The sequence below is a fragment of the Exiguobacterium sp. s7 genome, from assembly GCF_018618195.1.
Lineage (GTDB): Bacteria > Bacillota > Bacilli > Exiguobacteriales > Exiguobacteriaceae > Exiguobacterium > Exiguobacterium mexicanum_A.
On record NZ_JACSLO010000009.1, the window covers coordinates 1 to 12,831 of the forward strand.

Here is a 12,831-nt window from a genome sequence, read left to right on the forward strand (position 1 = left end):
GTATGCTGACTTCTCGCCATAAAAAAACACTCCCCAATCAGATAAACAGATTTGTTATTTCATCTGTCTACCTATTGGGGAGCATATCAGCTTCGGGTGTTGATTTATGCTTTCGTGATGGCTTCACCACTCCAACGGATATTCGCTTCTAAGACGTTGCCGTTATCGTCGATATGTTCAAAACTCAGTTTCCCGTCGACGATGATCTCGCAGAGGCCGACGCGGACGTCGTCGCTCCAGGCGCGACGTGTCTGTGTCGACGCGTCGAACGTCGGGATTGATTCAGGAAAACGTTCCTGTAAGTGGGCCAAGTTATGATGGTCGAAGTGATACGAACGTTTGGACAATTCATTCGGTGCTTTGATGTCAAACGGCTCGAATCCTCGAACGAGTCGATTATTCCGGTAGAAGGCGAACACGCCGTTGTTCGGGTGGAGCGCTTTAATGTCATCGATTTCAATCACATAGGTCAGTCGTTGAATCCAACCGTTTTTTGCATCTTGACGCATCAAAATCCCTCCTTGTTCAATGGAACACGCCTTATTTTAGCGCTGACGCCCATGAAAATCAAGTTCAGGTTCTCGGTTGTCATTTCTCGGGTTATCCGCTACAATGGGTAAAGTGACTATGAGGTCTGGGCAATCGCGGGACGCAAGTCTTGAGGAAAGTCCATGCTCGCACAGCCTGTGATGGCTGTAGTGATCGTGCTACACGAAAAGATAAGTGTAGGCAACGCAAGTTGACGGCAGAAGAAGCACCTAAGTCCTCGGATATGGTGCAAGCTTCTTGAAAGTGCCACAGTGACGGAGTCTGATCGGAAACGTTCAGAGTGGAACGAGGTAAACCCCACGAGCGAGAAACCCAAACTATGGTAGGGGAACTTCCTGACTGGAACCGAACGGGACGGAAGGCGCCAATCGGCGCAGATAGATGATTGTCACTCCATCGTGCCAGGGAGACCGTTATGAGCACCGGAGTACAGAACATGGCTTACAGGGCAGCATAGTCTCTCATTTAACATTGACCAGGAGTTCAAGCAATCCTACTTGAGCTCCTTTTTACATGACCATTTTAGGAGTTACACTATAGAAAGTAGGGATAGTATGGCAAAACGTAAACTGATCGCCACCGCGGCGATGGGCATCGAGGCTCTCGTCGCCAAAGAAGTACGTGACCTCGGCTACACGTGTGAGGTCGAGAACGGACGCGTCTATATCGACGCGGAGATGGAGGACATTCCACGTCTCAACCTTTGGCTCCGGACGGCCGACCGCGTCAAGCTCGTCGTCGCCGAGTTCAAAGCGACGACGTTCACGGAACTGTTCGACGGTGTGGTCGAACTGCCTTGGACGGATCTCATGCCGTGGGACGCCCGGTTCATCGTCGACGGCCGCTCGGTCAAGTCGAAGTTGTTCTCGATCCGCGACTGTCAGAAGATCACGGAGAAGGCGATTGTCGACGCGATGCAACGCGGATACGACAAGCCGGGCGAGTGGCTTCCGAAGACAGGCGCGTACTATCCAATCGAAGTCGCCTTGTTGAAAGATGTGGCGACGATCACGATCGACACGTCAGGTGACGCGCTTCACCGTCGCGGGTACCGTGAGCTTCACTCACAGGCACCGCTCAAAGAGACGATGGCCGCGGCGATGATCCAGCTGACGAACTGGAAGCCGGACATGCCGTTCTATGACGTCTTCACCGGTTCTGGGACGCTCGCCATCGAGGCGGCGCTCATCGGTCGCAACATCGCACCTGGTCTCAACCGTGAGTTCTGTTCACAAGACTGGCCGTGCGTACCGAAGAAAGCTTGGTATGAGGCAATCAATGAAGCGAACGAGAAAGCGGAGTGGGACAAACCGCTCAAAATCTACGGCATCGACCTCGACCCACGCATGGTCAAGCTCGCCAAGGACAACGCCGAGCTCGCTGACGTCCGTGACGCCATCACGTTCGTCCACAGCGACGCGGCTGCCTTGAAGCCGAAAGAAGAGTACGGTGTCATCATCGGTAACCCGCCATACGGCGAACGGTTGCAGACCGAGGAAGAGATCATCGACCTGTACGAGCGGATCGGCCAGCAGTTCGCCAAGTATCCGGGCTATAGCGTCTACATGTTGACGAGCTATGAGGACTTCGAGAAGGCGTACGGCCGTCCGGCGACGAAACGCCGTAAGCTGTACAACGGAAATATTGAGACGCAATACTACCAGTTCTTCGGCAAGCGTCCGCCGAGACGTCCTGTTGAGTCGGCTGACTCAAAATAACAATTGGTCGAAGGATCGTAGACACTCGTCTATGGTCCTTTTTTGCTTGATTTTATGTTTTACAATATCGAAGGGCCGACAATTCAATCTCATATCGACGCGCCATAAAAAAACGCTCTCCCTTTGATCAGGAAGAGCGTGACGTCGATGATTCTTTCATATCGTTGTGGGTGATCCCGATAGCTTATTCTCCGACCATCCCGTCGCCATCATTGTCATGCATGTAAGGATAGAGCCAATGATCGCTTGTGATCGGCATGCTGAACCCGGCATCTTTTGCTTCTTGGATCGTCACTTGGCCGTCCCCATTCATATCGATGCTCGCGACGTCACCGTCTTCAGACACGGACTCGGCTTCAGTCGCACTCTCGGTCAGCCCGAGCGACTCGTTCACCTCGTCCGGGTTCACGTTGTCGAACGAATCGGTAATGACATTTCCTTTGACAGTGTATGTGTACTCATAGTGTGAAGGGATTTGTGTCTCCGTATCCGGATAGGTGATGATGGCCTCGAAGTCGGTCGCGCCGCCTGCGCTCCGGATCACGCTCTCCATGTACGCCTGGTCCCCGTGGCGGTTGAGCGTGCTGTCTTGCGGAGTGATGTTGAAGGCGTTCGAGACGCCGCCGAGCGAATCGGCGATGACGTGCCCTTCGTCGAGGTCGCGATGCTCGACACCAGGCACTTTCGCCTCGTCTGAATAATAGCGACCCGAAGACGTGACGTCCTCGAGCTCATCATCTTGCAAGACAATCTCGTCGGCGAGCACTTTCACGAGTTGTCCGTGCTCGTTCGTGAACGCCCAGTACTCGCGTTCCCCGTATCCGATATCGACGACGACATTATGCTCGCGGTCGCCTGACAAATCTCCACCCTCGACTTCAATCAAGTCGTAGCCCGTGAAGTGATCGTTCGTTCCGGTCTGGTCAGGGGGCTCCGTCTCAACGGTAACCTGTTCCTGAGGTTCCGTCTTCGACTCGGGATTCGGTTCTGTCTCGTTCGTGCAACCGGCCAACAACAGCATGGCCAGCGGGAAGGCAAGATAAGTAAGATTGTTTTTCATGTTAAAACTCCTATGTCTTTGATGCATACTTGTCCATTCTAGGAATCTTCGCCCACATTTACAAGCAAACGGATTGGAGGCGGTTTTAATCGTGCTTCCGACAAACGAGACAGATTTTGTCACAGATGGGGGAGGCGTCGCCCTAGGTACGAATGGTACAATGGGGGAGAACGGGTCGAACAGGGGGCTCTCGAGCGATTTGAGTCGCACACCCGAGGCGTTTCAATCATTTCGTTTCAGGCTATACATACGTATATATCGCTTGAGAGGAGACATATCATGCAGACATATACGATTGAATATGCGTTTCAAGATAAGGAACAGACGACACGAACGTGTGAAGTCGAGCTCGACCGGACGCCAGATTTAAAGGATAATGAGCAACTCGCCGACCTATATCAAATCGTGTCGGATGCGATTCGCAAGCCGATCACGAGTTTTGAGATTCTTGCCGTCCATTAAGTGAACCATCGACCCCGGGCGTACGCCATGGGGTTTTGTTCAGTCCATCGAAGAGGAGAGATGTTGAAATGAAGATCGTGGTTGTTGGGTTAGGGGATGTCGCGAAAAAAGCGTATTTACCGGTTTATGCCGGATTAGAAGGGGTGGACGTCTATCTCGTCTCGAGAGATGAGGCGAAAGCGGGGCAGCTCGTCGACAAATACCGATTCAGCGGCCATTACCGGTCATTACAAGACGTGCCGCTCGATGAGGTGGATGGCGTGTTGATCCATTCGACGACGTCGGCCCACGCGGACCAGGTCGGCTACGTGCTCGAGCGGGGCGTCCATGTGTTCATCGATAAGCCGGTCACGTTCTCGCTCGACGAGACGGAGCGGCTCGTGCGGCTCGCGGCAGACAATGGGGTCGAACTCGTCACCGGCTTCAATCGTCGTTTCGCGACGGCGACGGCGGCCTTGAAGGAAGTCACGGACCAAAACCTCGTCCTCATTCAAAAGAATCGCACGTATCAACCGGCGACGCTCCGAGAGTTCATCATCGAGGATTTCGTCCACGTCGTCGACACGCTCCGTTACTTGACGGGGCTCGCACCGGTTGAGAATTTGTCGGTGCGGACGCGCTATGAAGGAGAGACGCTGAAACAGTTGCAGATTCAATTCACGGCGGATGGGATCGAAGCGCTCGGGATCATGAACCGCGACAACGGTTGTACGGAAGAAGTGATGGAAGTGATGTCTCCGCGTCTGAAGCGGGTGTCCCGCGACGTCGAGCGCGTGTATGACTTCACGCGCGACGGCATGCTCGAGCGGGCTCTGAGTCCGTGGGAGTCGAACCTTATGCGTCGCGGTTTCACGACGATGATCGATGCGTTCATCAAGCTACTGAACGGCGAACCGAACGAGTCGGTGCTCGCTGCCGATAGTCTGACGACGCATGCGCTCTGTGAACGCATACTAGAAGAGGCTTCGCGCTGACCGTCTCGTTTCTGCGGTCCGTCGAGCGGGTAATAACTCCGTAAAAGGAGGGGATGCGCATGGACATTCGCGAGCTCGTCATGCAGGCGAATGATTTGTTATGGACGTACGTACTCATTTTCGTATTGATTGCCGGTGGGCTTTATTTCACGATTCGGATGGGGTTCGTCCAGTTCCGGATGCTGCCCGAGATGTTCAAGCTGTTATTCGTCAAAGGGATCAAGCACGAAAAAGGACAAGTATCGTCGTTCCAGGCGTTCGCCATCGGGACGGCAGCACGGGTCGGGACCGGGAATATCGCCGGCGTCTCGACCGCGATTGCACTCGGGGGACCGGGTGCCGTGTTTTGGATGTGGCTCATCGCGTTGATTGGTTCGGCGTCAGCGTTCGTCGAGAGCACGCTCGCCCAAGTGTACAAAGTGCATGATGGCAAAGCGTGGCGCGGCGGACCGGCCTACTATATCGAACGGGCACTCGGTCAGCGATGGCTCGGTATCGTGTTCGCCATTCTGATCACGTTCGCCTTTGGATTTGCATTCAACTCGGTCCAGGCCAACACGATCGCCTTGTCGGTCAACAACGTCTTCGAGATCGACACGCTTTGGATCGGGATTATTTTGGCCGTCGTGACGGGGATCGTCATCTTCGGTGGGATCCGGTCCATTTCGACGCTGTCAGGGATCATCGTCCCAATCATGGCTGGCGGTTATATCTTGCTCGCCCTGTGGGTCGTCTTGACGAATTTGGAGGTCGTCCCGGCCGTGCTCTCGGCCATTTTCTCAGAAGGTGTGCTCGGGTTCCGACAACTACTGGGCGGAGCGGTCGGTGCGGCCGTCTTGCAAGGGATTCGCCGAGGCTTGTTCTCGAACGAGGCGGGGATGGGGTCGGCCCCGAACGCGGCTGCGACCGCCGAGGTCAGTCACCCGGTCAAGCAAGGTCTCATTCAGTCACTCAGCGTGTTCGTCGATACGCTCTTTATTTGTACGGCGACGGCGATGATCGTCCTCATTTCTGGCGTGCCGGGTTCTGAGGATTTCCAAGGCATCGAACTTGCCCAAGAGGCGCTCCTCACCGAGATCGGGCCGGTCGCGACATCGCTCATGACGATCGCGATTTTATTGTTCGCCTTCAGCTCGATCTTGGCGAACTACTATTACGGGGAGACGAACATCGAGTTTATCTCGGAACGGAAAGTGTATCTCGTCATTTACCGGATCGCCGTCATCGGGATGGTGTTGTTCGGTTCGGTCCGTTCGGCCGGGCTTGTCTGGTCGATCGCAGACATCTTCATGGGTCTGATGGCACTCGTCAACATGTACGCCATCTTCCGGCTCAGTAAAGTCGCGAAACTGTTGCTTGATGATTACGTGGCCCAGAAACGAGCAGGGCGCGATCCGGTGTTCAATCGGGACGACGTCGAGCTGCCAGGGAAAGAGCACGTCGAAGCATGGGAAGCGAAACGAGAGAATATTAGTTGAGCGTAAGGCAAGGATTGACGCACAGCGCCAGCCTTGCCTTTGCTTGTTGAATGTTTTTATTTCACGTACCGCATTTATATAATAAAAATAGAAAAGAGAGCACGACATGATACAACCCTTTCTTCACACATTCAAACGATTTTTTGCCGAACGATTCTTCGATCAAGCCGCGATGTTGGCTTACTATTTCATCCTGTCCACATTCCCATTTCTATTGTTCGTCCTCGGTATCGTCGGGTGGCTGCCGTTCTCGAGCGGAGACGTCATCTCGGCGTTGTCCTTGGTGATGCCCGAGGCGAGTTATCGATTGTTACAAGGGAACATCGAGGCCATTTTTGATGATTCGAGACTACGCTTGGCCTCGCTCAGCATCTTACCGGCACTTTGGATCTCTTCGATGGCCGTCCAATCGCTCGTTCGCTCCTTGAACGACGCCTATCGACTGATCCGAAACAAAGCGTTCTGGCGCGGGGTGTTGCAAGACATCGCCGTGACGCTCGCGCTCATGTTCGTCCTGCCGTTCTCGTTGCTCGTCCCGGTCATCGAGACGGCGCTACGAGAGTTGGCGACCCATATCATCTTTATCGATGACATCGTCGCCCGATATGCCCAGATTTGGTTCTACTTCCGTTGGATCATCGGGACACTCATCCTGTTCAGTGTCTTCCTGCTCGTCTATAAGTGGTTGCCGAGCCATCGCGGCACATTCCGAGACAGCTGGGCCGGGGCGGCTTTTGCGACAATCGGCATCTTGACAGTTTCGAACGTATTCAGCTACTATTCACAGTATGCAAACTATGAACAGTTTTACGGTCAGCTCGGTGCCTTTATCATCTTGTTGATCTGGTTCTACCTGGCGGCCTCGGTCATCCTTCTCGGGGGACTCCTGAACGCCACGCTCATCGAACAAAAAGAAATATCCGGTTGACGTGTAAATCGTTGTTATCAATCTTTGATTCAGGGAATGATATCGATAAGATCACATCTTTTAATCGGAGGTGGGAAACATGGATATGCAACGGCTCGTACACAATCGTCGTTTCATCGATCAAACATTGTTTTACCTCGCCTTACAATTATGGAAGTGGGTCATGTTACTGCCGATCTTGTTCTATTTGGACGTTGAGATGAGTAGCGCTCCGTTCACCCAGTATGTGATGGTCAGTCTGTTACTGTACGTGGCCTTCCGCGTCATGCAGTACGTGATTGCCGGTCGAGCCTCTTTGATGGAGCTCCTTGAGTTCGGTTATGCGGTCTTATCGCTTCTGCTCGTCCTCTCGTTACTGCTTGAAGTGGCCGCCTCACCGGGAGCCATCGCTTTGATCATTGGTGTGTTCTTGGTTCATCCGTCGCTCGCCTTGCATCATTACCGTGACTTCTCGGAGCGGAAATGGTTGAACAAACAGTTTCAACTGTTTAGCCCGATGTTACGAAAAGGTGAGATTCCAGTCCATGTGCTCGTATTGACAGAGGATGAAATCATCATCACGGCAGAGAGTGGTAAAGAATACACGTATCGACATATTTACTGGGGCGGGTTCTATATTGAAAATGTCTCATGAAGGTGGTCTAGTCATTGAATAGTATCATTGTGATGGTGTTTTGGATCGTGACGTTTATCGTATTCTTCAAAGGGGCGTTCGACATGTGGCGCGAATGGCGCACCACGAAACAACGCTCTGTGTTATATTTTTTTATCGTATTGATGCTCACCTGGTTCTGGTTCAACCCATATCAGCTGACGGCGCTACATCCGTTCGTCTTGATGGCGTACTACTGGAACCGTAACCGATGGATGCGCAATGCGATGCTCGTCCTCGTGTTGGTGCCATTTTTCATTCAATTATGGTTCATGGCGAGAGCGATGTAATCGAGTCTCAAGCCCGCAGATATCATATCTGCGGGCTTTTCTTTAATGCATTGATCACAGTGCTCTATAAAACAAGCCGCGTTAAAGTAAAGATACATGACCGTACGCAACAAAAAAAACGCGAGCCGTTCGGCCCGCGTTTTTGATTGATGTTATTCTTTTTTCGCAACGGCGAGTTCAGCTTCCATTTCACTGAATTCACGGTTGATTCGTTTTTGTTCACGTTGGCTCGTGAACGTGCTGACGAGAACGATGGCAAGCATACTGAGGAAGAAGCCTGGCACCATCTCATAAATCACGCTCGAGAGTCCAGTCACGATCCAAAGGATGACCGTAATGGCACCGACAAGGATTCCGGCGAGGGCACCTTGACGCGTCATCTTGTTCCAATAGAGCGACAAGAGAATCGCTGGACCAAAGGCTGAGCCGAAGCCTGCCCACGCATAGCCGACGAGCGTCAAAATCGTGTTCGACGGGCTGAGCGACATGAGAGTCGCGACAACTCCGACCGTTAAGACACCGATTCGACCGGCGAGAACCATCGTCTTCTCACTTGCTTCTTTATTGAAGAACTTGCGATAGAAGTCTTCTGTCAACGCTGACGATGTCACGAGAAGCTGTGACGATACGGTCGACATGACCGCCGCTAGAATCGCAGCGAGCAAGAATCCAGTGATGAACGGGTGGAACAATACTTCTGAGAAGCGGATGAACACCGTTTCCGGGTCAGCCAGGGCATTCCCTTGACCACGGAAGTAAGCGATTCCGACGAGACCTGTCATAACGGCACCGATGATCGAGACTGTCATCCAGCCCATACCGATACGGCGTGCCGTCTTCAATGATTTCACATCACGAATCGCCATAAAGCGGACGATGATGTGCGGTTGACCGAAGTAACCAAGTCCCCAAGCGAGGAGACCGATAATCCCGAGCGTCGACGTCCCTTTAAAGAGGTCGAACAAATCTGTGTTGAGCGTCGTGGCCGTGTTGACGGCGTTTGAAACACCACCGACGTCTGTCAAAGCGACGATTGGGACGAGTACGAGCGCAAGGAACATGATGACACCTTGTGCAAAGTCTGTCCAACTGACGGCTGTGAAGCCACCGAAGAGCGTATAAAGAATGACGACGCTAATCGTCACGATGACGCCCATCTGATAGTCAAGCCCGAACGAGCTTGCGAACAACTTCCCGCCAGACACAAGTCCGGCTGACGTGTAGAACGTGAAGAAGATGATGATAACGGATGCAGACAGGATCCGTAGCCAGTTCGAGTGATCTCGGAACCGATTCTCTAAAAAGTCAGGAATCGTGATCGAGTCATTTGCCATCTCCGTGAAGACGCGTAGACGGGGAGCGACTAACAAGTAGTTCAAGTAAGCTCCGATGACCAATCCAACGGCTAACCAAATCGCTGATAATCCCGTGGCGTACATTGCGCCCGGAAGCCCCATTAACATCCAACCACTCATATCCGAAGCTCCGGCTGACATGGCGGTAACACCTGGCCCCATTTTACGGCCACCTAACATATAATCTGATGAATCGGTCGTTCGCTTATAGGCGACGTATCCGATGAGGAGCATCATCACGAGATAAAGCGCGATGGATACCCATTCTTGCCATAACATTTGATTACCTCCTGTACGTGTTCAATTGTTGTCGTTTTATCAATCGTAGTTCAACCATGTGTGAATCTCACACAAATGCGTCAAACTTGAATGACTCGGCGAACTTGTGACTAACCATAACGGACCTACTTAATCATTGCAAACTGTCATCTTTTCATAAAAATGGCTTTAAAGCGCATTGTATCAACGGATAAGACCGATATTTTTCACGGTTAAAGCTTAAATATTCTGACAATTAGTCATATAGGTGTTATCCCTGTGTCATCTGATTGTCATATAACTCGTCTATTTTCTGATGTTTTAACGCAACCACCCGCTCTTCCCTGTACAGGGAAGAGCGGGTGGTTGCTGTCCATTTATTCATAAGTAATGCCGAAAGCAATCTGTTCAACCGTACGCATCGTCGGGAACGTCTGTCCTGACTTGGCCTGCATGGTTACCAAAGCGTATTGTTTGCCGTCGCGTTCCATCAAGAACACCATCGTGTAGCCTGATTCGTCCGTATATCCGGTTTTCGTTGCGGTGACGAGCTTCGAATAGTGGATGCTCCGCTCGTTGATGGCTGATCCGAGATGATACCACCAACGTCGTTTCAAATCTCCGGCCTGATCGACAAACTTCGCCTCGTATTCGTACGTCCCGGCGATGTCGACTAGCTCTGGATACGTGCCGAACGCGTAGGTGATTTTAGCCATGTCGAGTGCAGTCGTAAAGTGTTCCGGGTCGGAGTAGCCGTGCGCATTCCGAAATTGGGTCCCGGTCAACCCGAGTACTTTCGAACGGGCGTTCATCAAGTCGACGAACTCGGATGTCGAACCGCTTACGTATTCGGCGAGGCTATTGGCGGCGTCATTCCCCGACTCGAGTAACGTCGCATAGAGCGCCTGGCGGACGGTGAGTCGGTCACCGACTGCGAGATGGACGATGTGACTGTCCCACGGGATATCGAGTGTCGACTGTTTCACGACGACCACGTCTTTGTCGAGCTCGTCTTTGTCGACTGCCGTCTCATACGCGAGGAGGGCGGTCATCAGTTTTGTCGTACTGGCGGGAAAGACGCGTTCCGATGCGTTCTTATCCACTAAAATCTGACCGTCCGTCAAATTGACGAACGCCATCGACCCGACGAGCAGATCCGGTGTATCGGCTGCTGCAATCGGTTGATGTGTCCATTCCTTGATTGGAATCTCCGGGAAAGTCGGTCCGGATTTGACGGGGACGGCTACCGGAGCGGATGGTTCTGCTTTTGGTTCTGAGTCTTGCTTGAAGCCGATTAGGGCAGGGATGATGGCGAGTAGTCCGATCAGGGCGAGGCCGACGGTCAATCGCCTCATGATGTACGTCTTTCTACGGTGTCTGCGGTTTCGTTTCACTATGTAATCGCTCCTTCATTGTTTACTTTTCTACCATAATGGATGGAGCCTCTTGAAATCGTCATCAAAATAAAGAATCAGGTCAATAATTGACGCGTATGAAATGAAGTGGAATGGGTATACACAATAACAGACACTCAACCCACTAAAGGAGGCACCTTCATGCATCGTTATCCATTCACCAATTCCCTGTGGCGTCAACACGACGAGACCGTACCGTATCCAAAGTTAGAAAGCTCGGTCTCATGTGACGTCGTCGTCATTGGAGCGGGCATCGCCGGGCTCGTGACAGCCTACGAACTACAGCGACGCGGTAAACAAGTCGTCCTGCTCGAGGCGGCCGAGGTCGGACGGGGGACGACCGGTCATACGACGGCGAAATGTTCCGTGCAGCACGGGACCGTTTACTCCAAATTGATTCGAACGTTCAATCATGAGACGGCCCGACTTTATTATGAGTTCAATCAAGAGGCCCTTCGCTATTTGCAGGACCAGGTCGCGGACGGTTTCGACATCGATTACGAGACGAAAGATTCTTACTTATATTCTATCGACGGATCGAGCCAACTCGTCGCCGAACGGGAGGCGTATGAGCAGCTCGACCTCGCAGGCGGGGACGCGAAGGAGGAAGTGAATGCCGCGCTCCCGCTCCAAGTGAAACAGGCCCTTGTCATCCGGGACCAAGGCCAATTCCACCCGGTCAAGTACTTGAACGAGCTAGCCGTTCGTTTCGTTGAGGCGGGCGGTCGACTCCATGAGAAGACGCGGGCGACTGAGATCAGCTCCGGACCCCGACCGATCGTCACGACATCGACGGGACGGCGGGTCCAGGCGAACCAAGTCGTCGTCGCCACCCATTACCCGTTCAATGATATCCGGGGACTTTATTTCTCGAAGTTCGAGGTCGAACGCTCTTATATCGTCGCTTGCGAGACCGAGCAAAGCGTGCCTGAGGGGATGTATTTGAGCGTCGATTCACCGAGTCGGTCGTTCCGTACGTTTCAGGAAGGGGAGAAGTCGTACATGCTCGTCGGAGGGGAGGGTCACTTGAGTGGTCACGTGACGGAGACACGCTCGCGTTATGACCGGCTCGAGCGGTTCGCCCATGACGTGTTCGAAACGAAGAAGGCCAGCTTCCGTTGGTCCTCACAAGACTTGATCACACTCGACCATCTCCCCTATGTCGGACAGATGTTTAGCCGGGAGCCGGATGTGTTCGTCGCGACGGGATTCGCCAAGTGGGGGATGACGAACGGGATCGCCTCGGGGCTCCTCTTGGCTGATCTGTTGACCGGTCAGGACAATCGCTTCCGAGAACTATTAAATCCACTCCGTTCCAAGTTCAAGTCGGCGGATGTCGGTCAGTTCTTGAAAACGAACCTCGACACGGCGACCCAGTTCGTCAAAGGTTCACTCGAGAAACCCGGTTCGCTCGACGACCTGCAACTGGACGAAGGAGGCATCGTCCAAGTCGACGGAAAGAAGGTCGGTGCCTATCGAGACCTCGACAACGAATGCCATCTCGTCTCGACACGGTGCACGCATATGGGCTGCACGGTCAATTGGAACGACGCCGAACGCTCGTGGGATTGCCCTTGCCACGGGTCACGATTCGATACGAAAGGGAACGTATTGGAGGGGCCGGCGACGAAGCCGCTCTCATATGAACGGAAAACCGATGTGTCGAAAGAATAGGCAACTTCCTTCGTCTAT

12 protein-coding genes and 1 other RNA gene are annotated in these 12,831 nt (G+C 52.9%); 9 read left to right on the forward strand and 4 right to left on the reverse strand.

Features of this window, described 5'->3' with window-relative positions; translation table 11 throughout:
- Positions 1-104: 104 nt before the first annotated feature.
- Positions 105-509 (reverse strand): hypothetical protein, encoded by a 405-nt coding sequence (locus tag KNP79_RS11380; RefSeq protein ID WP_034777681.1) that lies wholly within the window; start codon positions 507-509, stop codon positions 105-107.
- 121 nt (positions 510-630) lie between these two features.
- On the opposite strand from KNP79_RS11380, the gene rnpB reads away from it, so the two are divergent.
- Together rnpB and KNP79_RS11390 are read left to right on the forward strand one after the other, a co-directional pair.
- An RNA gene (gene rnpB, locus KNP79_RS11385) (RNase P RNA component class B) lies at positions 631-998 on the forward strand.
- A 105-nt stretch (positions 999-1,103) separates the two neighbouring features.
- Complete coding sequence (locus KNP79_RS11390) at positions 1,104-2,267, forward strand: THUMP domain-containing class I SAM-dependent RNA methyltransferase (protein WP_034777680.1); 1,164 nt, start codon at positions 1,104-1,106, stop codon at positions 2,265-2,267.
- A gap of 184 nt (positions 2,268-2,451) precedes the next feature.
- On the opposite strand, the gene KNP79_RS11395 is transcribed toward KNP79_RS11390, so the two are convergent.
- Positions 2,452-3,327, reverse strand: a complete 876-nt coding sequence (locus tag KNP79_RS11395; protein ID WP_215192417.1) for a DNA/RNA non-specific endonuclease — start codon at positions 3,325-3,327, stop codon at positions 2,452-2,454.
- Between the two features lie 279 nt (positions 3,328-3,606).
- Between KNP79_RS11395 and KNP79_RS11400 the strand changes: the two genes are divergently transcribed.
- From KNP79_RS11400 to KNP79_RS11425, 6 genes are all read left to right on the forward strand, one after another.
- Complete coding sequence (locus tag KNP79_RS11400; RefSeq protein WP_034777673.1) at positions 3,607-3,789, forward strand: hypothetical protein; 183 nt, start codon at positions 3,607-3,609, stop codon at positions 3,787-3,789.
- Between the two features lie 68 nt (positions 3,790-3,857).
- Positions 3,858-4,763 carry a Gfo/Idh/MocA family protein gene (locus KNP79_RS11405; protein WP_214753257.1) on the forward strand — a complete coding sequence of 302 codons (906 nt, stop codon included), beginning with the start codon at positions 3,858-3,860 and terminating at the stop codon, positions 4,761-4,763.
- 59 nt (positions 4,764-4,822) lie between these two features.
- Positions 4,823-6,241: an alanine/glycine:cation symporter family protein gene (locus KNP79_RS11410; RefSeq protein ID WP_215192418.1), complete on the forward strand. Its 1,419-nt coding sequence runs from the start codon at positions 4,823-4,825 to the stop codon at positions 6,239-6,241.
- A 106-nt stretch (positions 6,242-6,347) separates the two neighbouring features.
- Positions 6,348-7,169 (forward strand): YihY/virulence factor BrkB family protein, encoded by an 822-nt coding sequence (locus KNP79_RS11415; RefSeq protein ID WP_034777670.1) that lies wholly within the window; start codon positions 6,348-6,350, stop codon positions 7,167-7,169.
- Between the two features lie 79 nt (positions 7,170-7,248).
- Complete coding sequence (locus KNP79_RS11420; protein ID WP_138859391.1) at positions 7,249-7,803, forward strand: hypothetical protein; 555 nt, start codon at positions 7,249-7,251, stop codon at positions 7,801-7,803.
- Positions 7,804-7,817: 14 nt separating this feature from the next.
- Entirely contained in the window at positions 7,818-8,111 is a 294-nt protein-coding gene (locus KNP79_RS11425) for a hypothetical protein (RefSeq protein WP_233004283.1), read from the forward strand.
- A 152-nt stretch (positions 8,112-8,263) separates the two neighbouring features.
- Here the strand turns inward: KNP79_RS11425 and putP are convergent, their stop codons facing one another.
- Positions 8,264-9,745: a sodium/proline symporter PutP gene (gene putP, locus KNP79_RS11430; protein WP_138859392.1), complete on the reverse strand. Its 1,482-nt coding sequence runs from the start codon at positions 9,743-9,745 to the stop codon at positions 8,264-8,266.
- A 356-nt stretch (positions 9,746-10,101) separates the two neighbouring features.
- The gene (locus tag KNP79_RS11435; RefSeq protein ID WP_215192420.1) at positions 10,102-11,079 is read right to left on the reverse strand and encodes a D-alanyl-D-alanine carboxypeptidase family protein; all 978 of its coding nucleotides are present in this window, start codon (positions 11,077-11,079) and stop codon (positions 10,102-10,104) included.
- 201 nt (positions 11,080-11,280) lie between these two features.
- On the opposite strand from KNP79_RS11435, the gene KNP79_RS11440 reads away from it, so the two are divergent.
- The gene (locus tag KNP79_RS11440; protein ID WP_215192422.1) at positions 11,281-12,813 is read left to right on the forward strand and encodes an FAD-dependent oxidoreductase; all 1,533 of its coding nucleotides are present in this window, start codon (positions 11,281-11,283) and stop codon (positions 12,811-12,813) included.
- Positions 12,814-12,831: the final 18 nt, after the last annotated feature.

What these genes read in the sequence shown, in the direction of transcription:
- KNP79_RS11380 (WP_034777681.1), bottom strand. Translation starts at nt 509, where the DNA reads ATGCGTCAAGATGCAAAAAACGGTTGGATTCAACGACTGACCTATGTG.
- KNP79_RS11390 (WP_034777680.1), top strand. Translation starts at nt 1,104, where the DNA reads ATGGCAAAACGTAAACTGATCGCCACCGCGGCGATGGGCATCGAGGCT.
- KNP79_RS11395 (WP_215192417.1), bottom strand. Translation starts at nt 3,327, where the DNA reads ATGAAAAACAATCTTACTTATCTTGCCTTCCCGCTGGCCATGCTGTTG.
- KNP79_RS11400 (WP_034777673.1), top strand. Translation starts at nt 3,607, where the DNA reads ATGCAGACATATACGATTGAATATGCGTTTCAAGATAAGGAACAGACG.
- KNP79_RS11405 (WP_214753257.1), top strand. Translation starts at nt 3,858, where the DNA reads ATGAAGATCGTGGTTGTTGGGTTAGGGGATGTCGCGAAAAAAGCGTAT.
- KNP79_RS11410 (WP_215192418.1), top strand. Translation starts at nt 4,823, where the DNA reads ATGGACATTCGCGAGCTCGTCATGCAGGCGAATGATTTGTTATGGACG.
- KNP79_RS11415 (WP_034777670.1), top strand. Translation starts at nt 6,348, where the DNA reads ATGATACAACCCTTTCTTCACACATTCAAACGATTTTTTGCCGAACGA.
- KNP79_RS11420 (WP_138859391.1), top strand. Translation starts at nt 7,249, where the DNA reads ATGGATATGCAACGGCTCGTACACAATCGTCGTTTCATCGATCAAACA.
- putP (WP_138859392.1), bottom strand. Translation starts at nt 9,745, where the DNA reads ATGTTATGGCAAGAATGGGTATCCATCGCGCTTTATCTCGTGATGATG.
- KNP79_RS11435 (WP_215192420.1), bottom strand. Translation starts at nt 11,079, where the DNA reads ATGAGGCGATTGACCGTCGGCCTCGCCCTGATCGGACTACTCGCCATC.
- KNP79_RS11440 (WP_215192422.1), top strand. Translation starts at nt 11,281, where the DNA reads ATGCATCGTTATCCATTCACCAATTCCCTGTGGCGTCAACACGACGAG.